The 15,931-nt window shown below is 73.9% G+C and carries 14 protein-coding genes; 2 read left to right on the top strand and 12 right to left on the bottom strand.

The features are described from left to right. From DY240_RS33080 to DY240_RS28260, 4 genes are all read right to left on the bottom strand, one after another. Positions 1–312, bottom strand: a 312-nt coding sequence (locus DY240_RS33080) for a Rho termination factor N-terminal domain-containing protein (RefSeq protein ID WP_199702648.1), incomplete at its 3' end; no start/stop codon positions are given. Between the two features lie 258 nt (positions 313–570). After that, positions 571–1,473 carry a homoserine kinase gene (gene thrB, locus DY240_RS28270; protein ID WP_119662994.1) on the bottom strand — a complete coding sequence of 301 codons (903 nt, stop codon included), beginning with the start codon at positions 1,471–1,473 and terminating at the stop codon, positions 571–573. Then, complete coding sequence (thrC, locus tag DY240_RS28265; protein WP_233552912.1) at positions 1,470–2,540, bottom strand: threonine synthase; 1,071 nt, start codon at positions 2,538–2,540, stop codon at positions 1,470–1,472. Before thrC ends, thrB begins: the two co-directional genes overlap by 4 nt. Positions 2,541–2,551: 11 nt before the next feature. Next, a complete protein-coding gene (locus DY240_RS28260; protein WP_199702646.1) occupies positions 2,552–3,844 on the bottom strand; it encodes a homoserine dehydrogenase in 1,293 nt (430 codons plus the stop codon). 233 nt (positions 3,845–4,077) lie between these two features. Here DY240_RS28260 and DY240_RS28255 point away from each other — a divergent pair, with 233 nt between their 5' ends. Then, a complete protein-coding gene (locus DY240_RS28255) occupies positions 4,078–6,405 on the top strand; it encodes an ATP-binding cassette domain-containing protein (protein WP_119662991.1) in 2,328 nt (775 codons plus the stop codon). A gap of 341 nt (positions 6,406–6,746) precedes the next feature. Here DY240_RS28255 and DY240_RS28250 read toward each other — a convergent pair whose 3' ends face one another. The 8 genes from DY240_RS28250 to DY240_RS28215 all read right to left on the bottom strand — a co-directional run bounded on the left by DY240_RS28250 (position 6,747) and on the right by DY240_RS28215 (position 14,593). After that, positions 6,747–7,352 carry a response regulator transcription factor gene (locus tag DY240_RS28250; protein ID WP_119662990.1) on the bottom strand — a complete coding sequence of 202 codons (606 nt, stop codon included), beginning with the start codon at positions 7,350–7,352 and terminating at the stop codon, positions 6,747–6,749. After that, a complete protein-coding gene (locus DY240_RS28245; protein WP_119662989.1) occupies positions 7,349–8,458 on the bottom strand; it encodes a sensor histidine kinase in 1,110 nt (369 codons plus the stop codon). Before DY240_RS28245 ends, DY240_RS28250 begins: the two co-directional genes overlap by 4 nt. 17 nt (positions 8,459–8,475) lie before the next feature. Then, positions 8,476–9,189: an ABC transporter permease gene (locus DY240_RS28240; RefSeq protein ID WP_119662988.1), complete on the bottom strand. Its 714-nt coding sequence runs from the start codon at positions 9,187–9,189 to the stop codon at positions 8,476–8,478. Next, positions 9,186–10,094: an ABC transporter ATP-binding protein gene (locus DY240_RS28235; protein WP_119662987.1), complete on the bottom strand. Its 909-nt coding sequence runs from the start codon at positions 10,092–10,094 to the stop codon at positions 9,186–9,188. The genes DY240_RS28240 and DY240_RS28235 overlap by 4 nt, the downstream gene beginning before the upstream one ends. A gap of 68 nt (positions 10,095–10,162) precedes the next feature. Then, complete coding sequence (locus DY240_RS28230) at positions 10,163–11,107, bottom strand: S1C family serine protease (RefSeq protein ID WP_119662986.1); 945 nt, start codon at positions 11,105–11,107, stop codon at positions 10,163–10,165. Positions 11,108–11,250: 143 nt separating this feature from the next. Next, the gene (gene lysA, locus DY240_RS28225) at positions 11,251–12,660 is read right to left on the bottom strand and encodes a diaminopimelate decarboxylase (RefSeq protein ID WP_119662985.1); all 1,410 of its coding nucleotides are present in this window, start codon (positions 12,658–12,660) and stop codon (positions 11,251–11,253) included. A 2-nt stretch (positions 12,661–12,662) separates the two neighbouring features. After that, positions 12,663–14,321, bottom strand: a complete 1,659-nt coding sequence (argS, locus tag DY240_RS28220; protein ID WP_119662984.1) for an arginine--tRNA ligase — start codon at positions 14,319–14,321, stop codon at positions 12,663–12,665. Next, entirely contained in the window at positions 14,318–14,593 is a 276-nt protein-coding gene (locus DY240_RS28215) for a helix-turn-helix domain-containing protein (protein WP_119662983.1), read from the bottom strand. Before DY240_RS28215 ends, argS begins: the two co-directional genes overlap by 4 nt. A 102-nt stretch (positions 14,594–14,695) precedes the next feature. Between DY240_RS28215 and DY240_RS28210 the strand changes: the two genes are divergently transcribed. Further along, entirely contained in the window at positions 14,696–15,856 is a 1,161-nt protein-coding gene (locus DY240_RS28210) for a DUF418 domain-containing protein (protein WP_119662982.1), read from the top strand. Positions 15,857–15,931: the final 75 nt, after the last annotated feature.

Below are 15,931 nucleotides of genomic sequence, written 5' to 3'. Positions count from 1 at the left end.
CGCCGGCGCGGCGGCCTCGTCGGTGGCGGCCGGGGCGGCGGGCGCCGCGGACTCGACCGGGAGGGTGTCAGCGGCGGCCGGCGCCGAGCCGCCGGACTGAGCCGCCTTGATGGCCTCGACCAGCTCGCCCTTGCGCATGCGGCCGGTGCCCTTCAGCCCGAGGCCGGCGGCGAGCTGCTGGAGCTCAGCCAGGACCATGCCCTCGAGGCCGGCTGCGCGGCGGCGCGCGGGGCGCTTCGCCGCGGTGGCGTCCGTGGACGACGCCTGAACGTCCGGCGTCCCAGTGACGCCGGGGATCTCGGTATTAGTCACTCAGGGTCCTTCCCTGGACCGGCATCGGTTCAGACAAGCCGATGCGTCGAACACCCCGGGTGGCTCCCGGGGAAAGGCACTACGCCAACTGATGGGCCGCCCCTCCGTGAGGCCCGCACGAGCGAACCCCGGGGAGATAGCGAAGACCATGGCCTTCGGCGACGAACGTCACCACCATGGGAAACCGACCAGCAGAACGTCGGTGCACAGCGAGAGTAGCACGTCGTCGGCCGTTTGACCCACCCCCGTCCGCACCGCTCACGCCGTGGCGTACTCCACAACGGCACCCCGCGTGTCCACTTGCAATGCGCGGACGTCCCACCCGCCGGCGAGGGCCCGGACGCGGCCGGTCTGGTCGCCCGTCGCGAGCACCAGCACCGTCGGGCCGGCGCCGGACACGACGGCCGCGAGCCCTTCGGCGCGCAAGGCCGTGACCAGGGCGAACGTCTCAGGCATCGCGGGTTCGCGGTAGTGCTGGTGCAGGCGGTCCGCGGTGGCGTCGAGCAGGAGGTCGGGCCGCCGTGCCAGCGCGTGCACGAGCAGTGCCGCGCGGCCGGCGTTGGCGGCGGCGTCGGCGTGGGGGACGGTGTCAGGCAGCAGCCCGCGGGCCTTCTCGGTCGACACCTCGAAGGACGGGACGCACACGACGGGCGCGACGTCGGGGTGGACGTCGACGCGGGTGGCGCGGGCGGCGCCGGCGTCGTCGCGCCACGCGACCGTGAGCCCGCCGAGCAGGCAGGCGGCGACGTTGTCCGGATGACCCTCGATGCGGTCGGCGGCCGCGAGCGCGTCGTCGTGCGCCGTCAGGCCGGTCAGCGCGCGCGCCGCGACCACGCCGGCGACGATGGCGGCCGCCGACGATCCCAGCCCGCGGCCGTGCGGCAGCGCGTTGCGGCAGCTCAGCCGCAGCGCGGACGGCTGCTCGCCGAGCTCGGCGAACGCGGTGCGCAGCGACCGCACCACGAGGTGGCGCTCGTCCAGCGGCACCGACCCCGCGCCCTCGCCGTCGACCGTCACCTCGACCGGAGTGGCGGGGCCGCCGAACTCCGCCGTCACCTCGACCTCGTCGTGCAGCGACAGCGCGAGGCCGAGCGCGTCGAACCCCGGGCCGAGGTTGGCGCTGGTGGCCGGGGTGCGGACGCGGACGGTGGCCGTGCTCACGCCAGGCCCAGGGCCTTGGCGGCGGCGCCGGCCTCGGCCGGGACCACGTAGGGACGGATCTCGCCGTAGTAGGCGCTGGCGGTGTCGACGTCCTTGAGGCCGTGCCCCGTGACGGTGACGACGATGCGCTGCCCGGCGTCGAGGCGGCCCGTGCGGCTGTAGTGCAGCAGCCCGGCCACCCCGGCCGCGGACGCCGGCTCGACGAAGAGCCCCTCGCGGCCGGACAGCTCCTGCTGCGCGGCGAGGATCTGCTCGTCGGTGACGGCGTCGATGAGGCCGCCGGAGTCGTCGCGCGCGGCGATGGCGAGGTCCCACGACGCCGGGTTGCCGATGCGGATGGCGCTGGCCACCGTCTCGGGCGCGGACACCGGGCCGCCGTGCACGAACGGCGCGGCGCCGGCGGCCTGGAAGCCCCACATGCGCGGGCGCCGCTTCGCCGGGCCGTCGGCCGCGTATTCGCTGTAGCCGAGCCAGTACGCGGAGATGTTGCCGGCGTTGCCCACGGGCAGCACGTGCAGGTCGGGTGCGTCGCCGAGGTCGTCGACCACCTCGAACGCGGCGGTCTTCTGCCCCGCCAGCCGGTACGGGTTCACCGAGTTGACCAGCGCGACGGGGTAGGTCTCGGCCAGCTCGCGGGCCAGCCGCAGGCAGTCGTCGAAGTTGCCCTGCACCGACGCGATGACACCGCCGTGCACCACGGCCTGGGCCAGCTTGGGCCCGCTGATCTTGCCGTCGGGCAGCAGCACGACCGGGCGCATGCCGGCGCGGACGGCGTACGCGGCGGCAGACGCGCTGGTGTTGCCGGTGGACGCGCAGACGACGGCCTCGGCGCCCTCCTCGGCGGCCTTCGAGATGGCCACCGTCATGCCGCGGTCCTTGAACGAGCCGGTCGGGTTGACGCCCTCGACCTTGAGGTACACCTCGCAGGAGGTCTGCTCGGACAGCCACGGCGCCGGGACCAGCGGGGTCCCGCCCTCGCGCAGCGTCACCACCGGCGTGGCCGCGGTGACCGGCAGCCGGTCGCGATATTCCTCGATCACCCCGCGCCACAGCCGAGACTGGGTCACGACAGCCATGGTCACTCGCCTTCCACCCGCATCACCGACAGGACAGCACGAACGGTATCGAGTCGCGTGAGCCCGTCGACAGTCGCGGCCAGTGCGTCGTCGGTGGCCTGGTGCGTGACCACGACGAGCTCGGCGTCGTCGGGGCCCTCGGAGCGCTGCCGGACGGTCTCGATGGACACGTCGTGCTCGGCGAACACCGCGGCGACGGCGGCGAGGACGCCCGGGCGGTCGTCGACGTCGAGGCTGATGTGGTAGCGGGTGACCGTCGCGCCCATCGGACGCACCGGGCGGTCGGCGTACCAGGAGCCGCGCGGCCCGACGGCGTCGCCGATGCGGTTGCGGGCGGCGGTGACGAGGTCGCCGAGCACGGCGCTCGCGGTCGGCACGCCGCCGGCGCCGGGGCCGTAGAACATCAGCCGGCCGGCAGCCTCGGCCTCGACGAACACGGCGTTGTAGGCGCCGCGGACGCTGGCCAGCGGGTGGGTGCGCGGCAGCATCGCCGGGTGGACGCGGACCCCGACGCCCTGACCGTCGGGCGACAGCTCGCAGATGGCCAGCAGCTTGACGACGGCGTTCATCGCCTTGGCCGACGCGACGTCGGCGGAGGTGACGTCGGCGATGCCCTCGCGGTGCACGTCGGCGGCGACCACGGGCGAGTGGAAGGCGATGCCGGCGAGGATCGCGGCCTTCGCGGCGGCGTCGAAGCCCTCGATGTCGGCGGTGGGGTCGGCCTCGGCGTACCCGAGCGACTGCGCCTCCTCCAGCGCCTCGGCGAAGCTGCTGCCCTCGCTGTCCATGCGGTCGAGGATGTAGTTGGTGGTGCCGTTGACGATGCCGAGCACGCGCTTGATGCGGTCGCCGGCCAGCGACTCGCGCAGCGGCCGCAGCAGCGGGATGGCGCCGGCGACGGCGGCCTCGTAGTAGAGGTCGACGCCGTGCTTCTCCGCCGCGGTGTGCAGCGTGACGCCGTCCTCGGCGAGCAGCGCCTTGTTCGCCGTCACGACCGACGCGCCGCGCTCCATGGCGCCCAGCAGCAGCCCGCGGGCGGGCTCGATGCCGCCGATGACCTCGACGACGAGATCGACGTCGTCGCGCTCGACCAGCGCGCGGGCATCGGTGGTGAACAGGCTCGGGTCGACCCCCGTGATGGAGCGGTCGCGGCCGACCCGGCGGACGGCGATGCCGGCGAGCTCCAGCCGGGCGCCGGCCCGGGCGGCGAGGTCGTCGCCGTGCTCGTGCAGGAGGCGGGCGACCTCCGTGCCCACCACACCGCATCCGAGCAGTGCCACGCGCAGGCTGGCCATCACTCCCCCTTCACCCTGGTCGACTCCACGGGCACCAGTGTCCGCGAGGCCCGGACGATCTCGCGTGCTGCATCCATGATGCGAGACATCCGTCTCACCATACGCGGGACGACCGGAAGACCTACGCCCCGTGGCGGTGAGGGCCGCCAGGGGTGGACAGCCTGACGACGCTCGCCTCGCCGACCACCGTGACCGCCGGGTCCTCATGAGCTCTTGCCCGTATCATTCCGCGCGTGAGCGTGCTGCGGGTCACCGTCGGCGGGGTGACGCAGCATTTCCCGCCGTCGGCCGGTGAGGTCCGGATCGGCCGGTCGGCCGCCGCGAACGTCGTCGTACCCGAGTCCAGGGTGTCACGCCGGCACCTCGTCGCGTCGTACGACGCCGGGTGGGTCGTCCGCGACGAAGGCAGCTCCGGCGGCACCTGGCGCGACGGCGTCCAGATCGACGAGGTGCCCGTCGACGGCGCGGTCGACCTGGCGCTGGGCGGTCCGTCCGGGACCGTGGTGTCGCTGGCGACCGGTCCGGACGGCGCGCCGCCGCGGCCGCCGGGGACGATCCGGGTGGGCCGCGCGCCCGACAACGACATCGTCATCGACGACCTGCTGACCGCCCGCTACCACGCGCGGCTCACGCCCAACGACGGCGGCTGGTTCCTCGAGGACCTCGACAAGCATCATCAGACGTTCGTCCGCGGAGCCGACGTCGAGACCGCCCAGCTGCGCGAGGGCGACATCGTGACGTTCGGCAAGGTCCGCTACGTCGTCACCGCCGACGGTGTGCTGCCGGTTCCGGACTCGCCGTCCAGTGGCGGGCTGGACGTCACCGACGTGCACTACGCGCTGCCCGGCGGCAAGGTGCTCACGTCGGGCGTCTCCCTCGACGTCGCCGGGCCGCGACTGGTCGCCCTCATCGGGCCATCGGGTTCGGGCAAGTCGACGCTGCTGCGGCTGATCAGCGGCGAGCTGGAACCGTCGCGGGGTTCCGTGCGCTACCAGGGCATCGACCCACACCGGCAGCAGGAGGAGGTGCACGGCCGCATCGGCGTGGTGCCGCAGCACACCATCGCGCATGCCCAGCTCACCGCCCGCAAGGCGCTGCAGTACGCGGCGGAGCTGCGGCTGTCGCAGGACACCACGGCGGCCGAGCGGCGCCGGCGCGTCGACGACGTGCTGGCCGAACTGTCGCTGTCCGAGCACGCCGACATCCCGGTGCGGCGGATGTCCGGCGGCCAGCAGCGCCGGCTGGCGATCGCGTTCGAGCTGCTCACCCGTCCGTCGCTGCTGATCCTGGACGAACCCACCGCCGGGCTGGACCCCGCGCTGGTCCGGCAGATCATGGCCGGGCTGCGCGAGCTGGCCGACGGCGGCCGGCAGGTCATCGTCACCACGCACGACCTCGCCCACCTGGACCTGTGCGACGACGTCCTCATCATGCTGCCGGGCGGCCGCGTGGAGTACTTCGGCCCGCCGGACGGCATCGCGGCGCACTTCGGGACCGGTGACTGGGCCGACATCTTCGAGCGGCTCAACGCCGCCACGCCGCCGCCACCTCCCCCGGCCGCCGCGGGGCCCGGACTGCGCGAGTGGCTGCACCGGCTGAACCCGCTCACCTGGCTGGACCGCCTCAGCGGCTACGGCCGCCCCGACGCCGGCGACCCCGCCGCCAACGCGCGCCGCCTGGCCCGCCTGGGAACGGCCGCGGGCCCGCGCGCGGCCGGCCAAACGCCGGAGATCGTCGGTCCGCAGGCCATCGACCAGCGTCGGCGCCGGCAGCAGGCGTGGGTGCTGATCCGCCGTCAGCTCCGCCTCATCTGGGCCGACCGCGGCTACGCCGGCTTCCTGCTGGCGCTGCCGATGGTCCTCGCCCTGCTGACCTTCGCCATCCCGGACGAGACCGGGCTCGGTCGGCCGGCGGACCCCCGCAGTACCGAGGCGATGCGGCTGCTGGTCGTCCTCGTCGTCGGGGCGGCGTTCATGGGCATGGCCGCGACCGTCCGCGACCTCGTCGCCGAACGGCGCATCTTCCGGCACGAGCGCGCCGCCGGCCTGATGCCGGACGCCTACCTGGCGGCGAAGATCGCGGTGTTCTGCGGGGTCGTGGTGGTGCAGACGCTGATCCTGCTGCGGCTGGTCTACTGGTTCCGGGCCGGCCCCGAGGACGGCGTGCTGGTCGGCGCCGGCAACGTCGAGGTGGGGGTGGCGCTGACGGCGACGGCGATCGTGTCGGCGCTGCTCGGGCTGCTGATCTCGGCACTCGTCGCGACGCCCGAGCAGACGATGCCACCGCTGGTCGTGGCGATCATGGCGCAGCTGGTGCTGTGCGGCGGGCTGATCGAGGTGACCGGGCAGGCGGTCGTGTCGCAGCTGTCCTGGCTGGTGCCGTCGCGCTGGGGCTACGCGGCGGCCGCGTCCACCGTGAACGTCACCGAACTGGTCCCCAACGCGCCCGACGACGCGCTGTGGAGCCACAACGCCGTGGCGTGGCTGGGCGCGCTGCTCGCACTGGCACTGCTGGGCGCCGCCTACGCCTGGCTGGCCCGCCGCCGCCTGCGCACCACCTGACCGTCCGCTGTTGTCGTTCGCGGGTTCGCAGTGGCCGGGCGGGTCGTGAAGTGGGTGGCAGCCGACCGAGGCGACCTCAATAGCGAGAACCGTCCTCTGCGCACCGAGAGGCGGCCAGAAGCCGGCTGACGCTCTTGAGGACGGCCGCCGGAATCGAAGTCGCCCGAGGCTCGTCACCGACCTGACACGCTCTTGTGATGTAGGTCACATCGCGAATCGCGTGATCGGCGTCATAACGGGCCGGCGACCGTGTCTTGACGGGCAGGGGGGCGGGGCTCCGGCCCGCGTCGTCCGTCTCGCCACCGGGGCGGCGGGCGGACGGCGTGGGTCGGAGCCTCCGTTCACAGCCATCCGTTGCGCTCGGCCACCCGCAGGGCCTCGACCCGGTTGCGCGTGCCGGTCTTCCCGATGGCGCTGGACAGATAGTTCCGCACCGTCCCCTCCGACAGGTAGAGACGCCCCGCGACGTCGGCGACGCTGGAGCCGTCGCGCGACGCGCGCAGCACGTCGGCCTCCCGCGCGGTGAGCGGCGACGGGCCGGCGGCCAGCGACTCGACCGCCAGTGCAGGGTCGACGACGCGCAGGCCCGCGTGGATGCGGCGGATCGCGTCGGCCAGCTGCTCGGACGGGCTGTCCTTGACGACGAAGCCGCCGGCCCCGGCCTCGATCGCCCGGCGCAGGTAGCCGGGCCGGCCGAACGTCGTCACGATGAGCACGCGGCACGACGGCAGCTGTTCGCGCAGCACGGCCGTCGCCGCGATGCCGTCGAGGCCGGGCATCTCCACGTCCAGCAGCGCGACGTCAGGGCGGTGCTCCAGCGCGGCCGCGACCACCTCGTCCCCGCGAGAGACCTCGGCGACGACCTCGAGGTCGGACTCCAGCGACAGCAGCGCGGCCATCGCGCCGCGGACCAGCGCCTGGTCGTCGGCGAGCAGCAACCGGATCACGGCACCATCATCGCGGCCGTGGTCCAGCCGCCCGCCCCGTCCGGGCCGGCCTGCAACGTGCCGCCGGCCGCCTCGACCCGTTCACGCAGCCCCACCAACCCGGACGACGACGGCTCCCCCGGCGGGCCGCCGCCGGCGCCGTCGTTCCAGACCTCGATGCCGCCGGCCGTGACGGTGACGCGGACATGCCGCGCGTGACTGTGCCGGACGACGTTGGTGACGGCCTCGCGCAGCACCCAGCCGAAGAGCTCGCGCCGTCCGGCGGGGACGTGGTCGACGGCGCCGGGCAGCTCCGCCGCGATGCCGGCCGCCTCGAGCACCGTGGCGGCGCGCACCAGCTCCGAGGTCAGCGTGACGTCGCGGTAGCCCGCGACCGTGCCGCGCACGTCCTTGAGCGCCTCGCGCAGCAGCTCCTCGACCTCGCGCAGCTCGCCGCGCGCGCGGTCGTCGTCGGCGCCGACCATGCGGCGGGCCAGCTGCGCCTTCACCGTCGCGGCGGTGAGGCTGTGGCCGACGACGTCGTGCAGATCGCGGGCGAAGCGCAGCCGTTCCTGCTCGACCGCCATCGAGGCGATCTGCTCCTGCGCCCGCAGCAGCCGCCCGTTGGTGTCGCGGAGCCGGAAGATCGCGTCGGTGGCCCACGACGACCCGAGGATCGCGACGAGGAACCAAACGTTGATCTGCCAGTCCAGCCCGAGCGACTGCGGCACGACGAGGACGGCGACGCAGATGCTGCCGATGCTGGCCCACGCCTCGCGCCGGGGCATCAGCACCAGCGAGATCTGGCTCAGCGCGAACCACATGACCACGCCGGTCTCGCCGGCGAACCCGACCACCAGCGAGGCCAGCAGCGCCAGTGCGATGAAGCCGCCGCGCCGCAGCCGGCACGGCACCTCCTCGCCGCGCCGCCGGTGCGCTCGCGCCCGGCTGAAGACGTGGTAGAACGCGCCGAGGAACGCCACCAGCGACAGGTAGCCGAGAACCGCCCAGCCGAGCGGGTAGTGCTGCTGGTAGACGCCGGCCGCGGTCGGGATCAGGAGGACCACCCACACCGCGGCGGCGACCAGCGGCAGCCGCCGCTCGTCGTCTCGGACCTCGATCGCCATCGGCGCCAACCTAGCGCTCACCGCTCGGCCCGGCCGTATCGCCAGCGGACCAGCGCGGCCAGCACCAGCGTCCACGCCGCGAGCGTCAGCACCGCCCGCACGACGTCGACGGACTCGCCGAACGGCGCCTGCGCGAGCGCGTTGACCCAGTACGACGGATACCACTGCGCGACCGCCTCCATGCCGCCGGGCAGCTGGTCGATCGGCACGAAGACACCGCCTAGGAACGCGCTGCCCAGCAGCACGACCATGCCGCGCGGCTGCGCCGAGTTCGCCGAGCCGACCTGCCCGAGCAGCACGCCGATCAGCGCGAACGGGACGCTGCCGAGCCACAGCAGCAGCAGCGACTCGGCCATCGCCGGCAGGTCGGCGACACCGCCCTGGGCCGCCAGCCCGGCGGCGAACACCAGCGTGCCGGCGAGCATGCCGAGCGCCAGCGCCACGACGCTCTTGGTCAGTGCGTACGACAGGGGCCGCAACGGCGACAGCCGCAGCTGACGGGTCCAGCCGGCGTGCCGCTCGAGCGAGACCCGGCCGCCGGCGGAGATCGTCGCGGCCAGGCCGGCGAACACGCCCATCATCACCATCAGCGACGTGGTGGCGCCCGTGTCGTCGCCCCACATCGCGTCGTACAGCAGGAACAGTCCGGTCGGCAGGCCGGCGGTGAGGATCAGCGCGGCGCGGTCGCGCAGCAGCCGGCGGATCTCCAGCATCGTGAAGGTGGTGTTCATCGGGCACTCCCCTCCGTGATCGACAGGAACGCCTCTTCGAGGCCGGCGCCGGTCACCTCGATGTCGTGCGCCTGCGGCGAGCGGGCGAGCAGCGTGCGCAGGACGCCGTCGCCGTCGGCGGTGCGGATCCGCACGTCGGCGCCGTCGACGCTGACGCCGTCGGTCCCGAACAGCTCGTGCAGCACGTCCGCGGACAGGTCCGGCACGGTGGCCCGGACGGTGCGGACGGCGACGATCGACTTCACGTGCCGCGGGGTGCCGTCGGCGACGACGCGCCCGTCGCGCAGCAGGACGATGCGATCGGCGAACCCGTCGGCCTCGTCGAGGTAGTGGGTCGCGAACAGGACGGTGCGGCCGGCGGCGACGAACCGGCGCATGGCCGCCCAGAACTCACGCCGGGTGGCGACGTCCATCGCGACGGTCGGCTCGTCGAGGATGACGAGGTCGGGGTCCGGGACCAGCGCCAGGGCGAACCGGACCCGCTGGGTCTGCCCGCCGGACAGCTCGGTGGCGCGGCGGCCGGCGAGGTCGGCGATGCCGGCCCGCTCGAGCACCTCGTCGACGGCGAGCGGGTGCCGGTGGACGGACGCGAACAGCGCGACGAGTTCGCCGACGGTGGCGTCCTCGAGCATGGCGCCGTCCTGCAGCATGGCGCCGACCATGCCCGCGTCGACGGCCGCGCGCGGGGGGCGGCCGAAGACGGTGACCGTGCCGGCGTCGGGCCGGCTCAGGCCGAGGATCAGCTCGACGGTCGTGGACTTCCCGGCGCCGTTCGGGCCGAGCAGCGCGACGATCTCACCGGGCGCGATCTCGAGGTCGACGCCGTCGACGGCGACGGTCTCGCCGTAGGACTTGCGCAGCCCGGCCAGCCGGACCGCGTGCGGGGCAGTGGGTCGTTCGGTCATGCCTCCAGCGTCGGACGGCGGCGGCCCGTGCGGAGGTCACCGCCGTCCGGTCCTGGGGATGACAGTTGTCATGCTTGGTCGGCCAGCTCGACCGGCCGGGCGATGACGTCGACCATGGCGCCATTGCGGAACGTCGTGATGGCCAGTGGCCGGTCGATGGCGTCGGCGAACATCCGTCGCTGCAGCGCCTGCGCGTCGTCGACCGGCTCGCCCGCGACCGTGACGACCAGATCGCCCTGCCGGAGCCCGGCGACGTCGGCCGGGCTGCCCGGCTCCACGTGGACGATGCGGACGCCCTTGGAGCGGCCGATCCGCTCGGCCAGGGCCGGCGGGACCGGCGCGGGGGCCGTCGCGACCCCGAGGAACGCACGGCGCACCCGGCCGTCGCGCAGCAGCGTGGTGACGATGCGGTTCGTGGTCGCGTTGATCGGCACCGCGAGGCCCAGCCCGACCCCGGCCACGGCGGTGTTGATGCCCACGACCCGCGCGTTCGCGTCGGCCAGCGCGCCGCCGGAGTTGCCCGGGTTCAGCGCGGCATCGGTCTGGATGACGTCCTCGATGATGCGGACGGTGCGGCCGCTCTGCGCCGGCATCGACCGGCCCAGCGCGCTGACCACGCCCGCCGTCACCGACCCGGACAGCCCCAGCGGGCTGCCGACCGCGACCACCAGCTGCCCGACGGTGAGGCCGTCGGCGTCGCCCAGCACGGCCGGCGGCGGGGTCTCGCCGTCGGCGCGGACCACGGCGAGGTCGGACAGCCGGTCCCGCCCGATGACGGTGTAGCCGACCTCGGTGCCGTCCGCGAACGCCGCCGTCCCTCGCGACGAAGAGCCCACGACGTGCGCGTTCGTCAGCAGGAACCCGTCGCCGGTGAACACCACCGCCGACCCGGTCCCGACGATGCCGGTGCGGCCGCGCCGCTCCCCCTGGACCGCCAGGCTCGCGACGGACGGCAGCAGCGTGCGCGCGACCCGGGTGACCACTTGCGAATACGCGTCGAGCTCGTCGGCCACGGCGCACCTCCTGACCTCGAAGATGCACGGTCAACGCCGGGTGGCCGCCACGCTACTCCCGTGTCCGCCGTGGGCGGACAGAACGCGAGGATGGGTGAGGGATCTGGGTCGTCCTGACTACCCAGATCCCTCACCCATCACGCTCAGCCGACGTCGAGGGCGAGGAGGTCGTCCTCGGTCTCGCGGCGCATGATGAGCCGGGCCTCGCCGTCGCGGACCGCGACGACGGCGGAGCGGGGCTGGTGGTTGTAGGTGCTGGCCATGCTGCGGCAGTAGGCACCCGTGCCCGGGACGGCGACGAGGTCGCCGGGGGCGAGGTCGCCGGGAAGGAACTCGTCCTTGACGACGATGTCGCCGCTCTCGCAGTGCTTGCCGACCACCCGCGACAGCACCGGCGCGGCGGACGAGGCCCGTGAGGCCAGGGTGCACGAGTAGTCGGCGTCGTAGAGCGCGGTGCGGATGTTGTCGCTCATGCCGCCGTCGACGGCCACGTACCGGCGCGAGGCGCCGCCGTCGAGGGGGACGGACTTGACCGTGCCGACCTCGTAGAGCGTGAACGTCGACGGGCCGGCGATGGAGCGGCCCGGCTCGACGCTCAGGCGCGGGACGGCCAGACCGTAGCCGGCGCACTCGTGCGCGACGATCTCGGCCATGCCGGCGGCCAGGACGGCGGGCGGCTGGGGGTCGTCCTGGCTGGTGTAGGCGATGCCGAAGCCGCCGCCGAGGTCGAGCTCGGGCGGCTCGACGCCGTGCTCGTCGCGGATGTCGGCCTGCAGCCGCAACACCCGGCGGGCGGCGACCTCGAAGCCGGCGGTGTCGTAGATCTGCGACCCGATGTGCGAGTGCAGCCCGAGCAGCCGCAGCGACGGCGACTTCAGGACCGCCCGGACCGCCTCGGCCGCCTCGCCGGAGGCGATGGAGAACCCGAACTTCTGGTCCTCGTGCGCCGTGGCGATGTACTCGTGCGTGTGCGCCTCGACGCCGACCTTCGTGCGGACGAGGACGGACGCGCGCACGCCGCCGGCGGCGGCCAGCGTCGCCAGCCGGTCGATCTCCTCGAAGGAGTCGACGATGATGCGCCCGACCCCCGCGTCGAGGGCCCGGACCAGCTCGGCCACCGACTTGTTGTTGCCGTGCAGGCCGATGCGCTCGGGCGGGAACCCGGCGCGCAGCGCGACGGCCAGCTCGCCGCCGGAGCAGACGTCGAGGTTCAGGCCCTCCTCGGCGATCCACCGGGCCGTCGCCACCGACAGGAACGCCTTGCCGGCGTAGAAGACGTCCGCACCGTCCAGCACGGACCCGAACGCGTCGCGGTACGCCCGCGCCCGCGACCGGAAGTCGTCCTCGTCGACGACGTAGAGCGGCGTGCCGAACTCCGTCGCCAGCTCCTTCACCGACACGCCGCCGACCCGCAGGACGCCGGCGTCGTCGCGGGCGACCCCGGAGGCCCACAGCCCCGGGTAGAGCGCGTTGACGTCCTCGGGCTCGCGCAGCCAGGACGGACCGCGGTGACCGGCCTCCGCGTGCAGGGCGCCAGCTTCGTGTGCGCGCATGGTTACATCCGATCCGGTGCGACGACGCCCAGCAGGCCCAGTCCGTTGGCCAGCACCACCTTGGTGGCCTCGACCAGCCACAGCCGCGCACGGTGCACGTCGGTGGCGTCCTCGTCACCCATGGGCAGGACCCGGCAGACGTCGTAGAACTTGTGAAAGGTGGAGGCGGTCTCCTCCAGGTACCGCGCGACGCGGTGCGGCTCGCGCAGCTCCGCCGCCGTGGCCACCAGGCGCGGGAACTCCGCCAGCGCGGCGAGCAGCAGCGACTCGCGCTCGTGGTCGAGCAGCTCAGGCCGCAGCTCGCCCTTGTCCACACCCAGCTCGGCGGCGTTGCGCAGGATCGAGGCCAGCCGCGCGTGCGCGTACTGGACGTAGAAGACCGGGTTGTCGGAGGTCTGCTTGGTGATCTGCGCGACGTCGAGGGTCAGCGGGGAGTCGGCCGGGTAGCGGCACAGCGAGTACCGCAGCGCGTCGACGCCGGCCGCCTCGACCACCTGGCCGAGCGTCAGCATGGTGCCGGCCCGCTTGGACAGCCGCAGCTCCTGGCCGTCCTGCACGATCTTGACCAGCTGGCCGATCGGGATCTCGATGTTCTTCTCGGGGTCGTCGCCCGCGCACGCCGCCAGCGCCTTGAGCCGGCCGATGTAGCCGTGGTGGTCCGCACCCAGCAGGTAGACGCAGACGTCGAAGCCGCGCTCGCGCTTGTCGACGTAGTAGGCGGCGTCGGCGGCGAAGTAGGTGTACTCGCCGTTGCTGCGCCGCAGCACGCGGTCCTTGTCGTCGCCGAAGTCGGTGGTGCGCATCCACAGCGCGCCGTCGGCCTCGAACAGGTGGCCCTGCCCGCGCAGGACGTCGAGCGCGTGCTCGACCCGGCCGTTCTCGTGCAGGCTGCGCTCGGAGTACCAGACGTCGAAGTGGGTGCGGAACTCGTCGAGCTGGGCCTGCTGCTCGGCCAGCTGCAGGCGGTAGCCCTCGTCGCGGAAGACGACGAGCTGCTCGTCGCGCGGGCGGTCCAGGAGGCCGGGGTTCTCCTCGACGACGGCCTGCGCGAGGTCGGTGACGTACTCGCCGTGGTAGCCGTCCTCGGGCACCGGCTCGCCGTGCGCCCGCGCCATGATCGACGCCCCGAACTTGTCCATCTGGCCGCCGCGGTCGTTGATGTAGAACTCGCGGGTGACGGCGGCGCCGGCGGCCTCGAGCACCCGGGCCAGGGCGTCGCCGACGGCGGCCCAGCGCACGTGGCCCAGGTGCAGCGGGCCGGTCGGGTTGGCCGAGATGAACTCGACGTTCATGGTGGTGCCGGCCAGCGCGTCGCCGCGGCCGTAGGACTCGCCCGCCTCGACGACGGTGCGGGCCAGCTCGCCCTGCGCGGCTGCCGAGACGGTGATGTTGAGGAAGCCCGGACCGGCGATGTCGACCGCCTCGACGCCCTCGGCCTCGCGCAGGCGGGCGGCCAGCAGCTCGGCCAGGGCCCGCGGGTTCGTGCCCGCCTTCTTCGCCAGCTGGAGCGCGACGTTGGTGGCGTAGTCGCCGTGGTCGCGGTTGCGCGGCCGCTCGACGGTCACCTGGGCCGGAACGCCGTCGGGCAGCGAGAGGTCACCCTCGTCGACGGCGGCGGTGAGGACGTCACGTACCGCGGTGGAGAGCTGTTCGGGGGTCACCGCCCCAGCGTAGCCATGTCGGCCGCGTCGTCGGCGCCCAGGCCGGACAGCAGGTCGTCGAGGGACAGGCCGAGCACGTCGGCGACCGCCACGACGGTGAAGAACGCCGGCGTCGGGATGCGGCCGCGCTCGATCTTGCGCAGCGTCTCGGGCGAGATGCCCGCCTGCGTGGCGACGTCGACGATGCTGCGCCCGGCCCGGGCGGTGCGCAGCGCCCGCCCCAGCCGCTCGCCGCGTTCGCGCTCGGAGATGGTCAACGGGACTCGCACCATGGCAGTGATACTAATACCGGTGCGCGACGGTAGCCGATGGTCACGGCACGCTCGACTTTGGTCCGATGCGCGACGCCGCCGCCGGCCGCGAGGCTCGGCACCATGGCCACGACGCCGCGGGTCCGGCCGGCCGGACCCACCGCTCCCGCCGAGCGTGCGCTCGGCCCCGACCTCGCCCGCGGCGTCATGCTGCTGTTCATCGCGCTCGCCAACTCGCACTACTTCCTGCGCGGCAACGTGGTGCGCGGCGGCTTCCCGATGGACGGGTCGTGGCTGGACTCCGCGGTCACCTGGCTGATCGCGACGTTCGTCGACGGCCGGGCGTTCCCGATGTTCGGCCTGCTGTTCGGCTACGGCGTCGCGCACCTCGTCCGGCGCAACGAGGCGCTCGGCCCGCGAGGCGTGCGGCGGCTGCTGTGGCGGCGCGCCCTGGCGCTGATCGGGGTCGGGTTCCTGCACGCGATGCTGCTCTACGTCGGCGACATCCTGGCCGCGTACGGCATGCTGCTGCTGGTCGGAGCGTGGGTGGTGCGCTGGCGCGGCCGCTGGCTGGCGCTGCTCGCCGCCGGGGTCTTCGCGCTGGGGCTGGCGCCGTCGCCCGACTCCCTGTCGGTGTCGGCGGACCCGCCGGACGCGTCGCTGCTGCCACCGGACCTGGCGAGCATGTTCTCCGAGCGCATCGCCGTGCAGCCGCTGGTCATGCTGGGCGGCCCGATCGGCTTCGCCTGCCCGTTCCTCGTCGGGCTGCTGGCCGGGCGGGCGCGAGTCCTCGAGCGGCCCGAGGACCACCGGCGGCTGCTCGCCGTCACGGCGGTCGCGGGCATCGCGGCGGCTGTCCTCGGCGCCCAGCCGGCGGCGCTCATGCTGGCCGGCGTCACCGACGTGCCGGGCGCCGGGACGCTGGAGCTGATCGGGCCGCTGCACGACTGGTCCGGCGTGCTGGGCGGGTTCGGCTACGCGGCGCTGATCACGCTGGTCGCGGCCCGGCTCACCGGACGGACCGGCCGGGTCACGGAGGCCGTCCGGGCGACCGGCCAGCGGTCGATGACCTGCTACCTCATGCAGTCGGTCGTGTGGGCGGCGGCGTTCACGCCGTTCCTCCTCGACCTCTCCGGCACGCTCACCGTCGCCGGCACCGCTCTGCTCGCCACCGCGACGTGGCTGACCACGGTCGCCGCGGCGGACTGGATGCGGCGGACCGGCCGGCGCGGCCCGTTCGAGGTGCTGGTCCGCCGGGTCGCGTACGCACGGCGACGAGGCTAGGGCGCGTCTCCTTATTGGCGTAGCCAGATGGTGACGGCGGCGAGCACGACGCCTCCGCGATAGGTGAGGGCGAGC

The sequence above is a fragment of the Jiangella rhizosphaerae genome (assembly GCF_003579925.1).
In the GTDB taxonomy this organism is placed as follows: domain Bacteria; phylum Actinomycetota; class Actinomycetes; order Jiangellales; family Jiangellaceae; genus Jiangella; species Jiangella rhizosphaerae.
This window is presented reverse-complemented; position numbering and strand designations above follow the sequence as displayed.

Bases quoted from the DNA above. Each gene is read 5' to 3' on its own strand.
- DY240_RS28260 (WP_199702646.1), bottom strand. From the start codon at position 3,844: ATGGCCAGCCTGCGCGTGGCACTGCTCGGATGCGGTGTGGTGGGCACG.
- DY240_RS28245 (WP_119662989.1), bottom strand. From the start codon at position 8,458: ATGGCGATCGAGGTCCGAGACGACGAGCGGCGGCTGCCGCTGGTCGCC.
- DY240_RS28240 (WP_119662988.1), bottom strand. From the start codon at position 9,189: ATGAACACCACCTTCACGATGCTGGAGATCCGCCGGCTGCTGCGCGAC.
- DY240_RS28235 (WP_119662987.1), bottom strand. From the start codon at position 10,094: ATGACCGAACGACCCACTGCCCCGCACGCGGTCCGGCTGGCCGGGCTG.
- lysA (WP_119662985.1), bottom strand. From the start codon at position 12,660: ATGCGCGCACACGAAGCTGGCGCCCTGCACGCGGAGGCCGGTCACCGC.
- DY240_RS28215 (WP_119662983.1), bottom strand. From the start codon at position 14,593: ATGGTGCGAGTCCCGTTGACCATCTCCGAGCGCGAACGCGGCGAGCGG.
- DY240_RS28210 (WP_119662982.1), top strand. From the start codon at position 14,696: ATGGCCACGACGCCGCGGGTCCGGCCGGCCGGACCCACCGCTCCCGCC.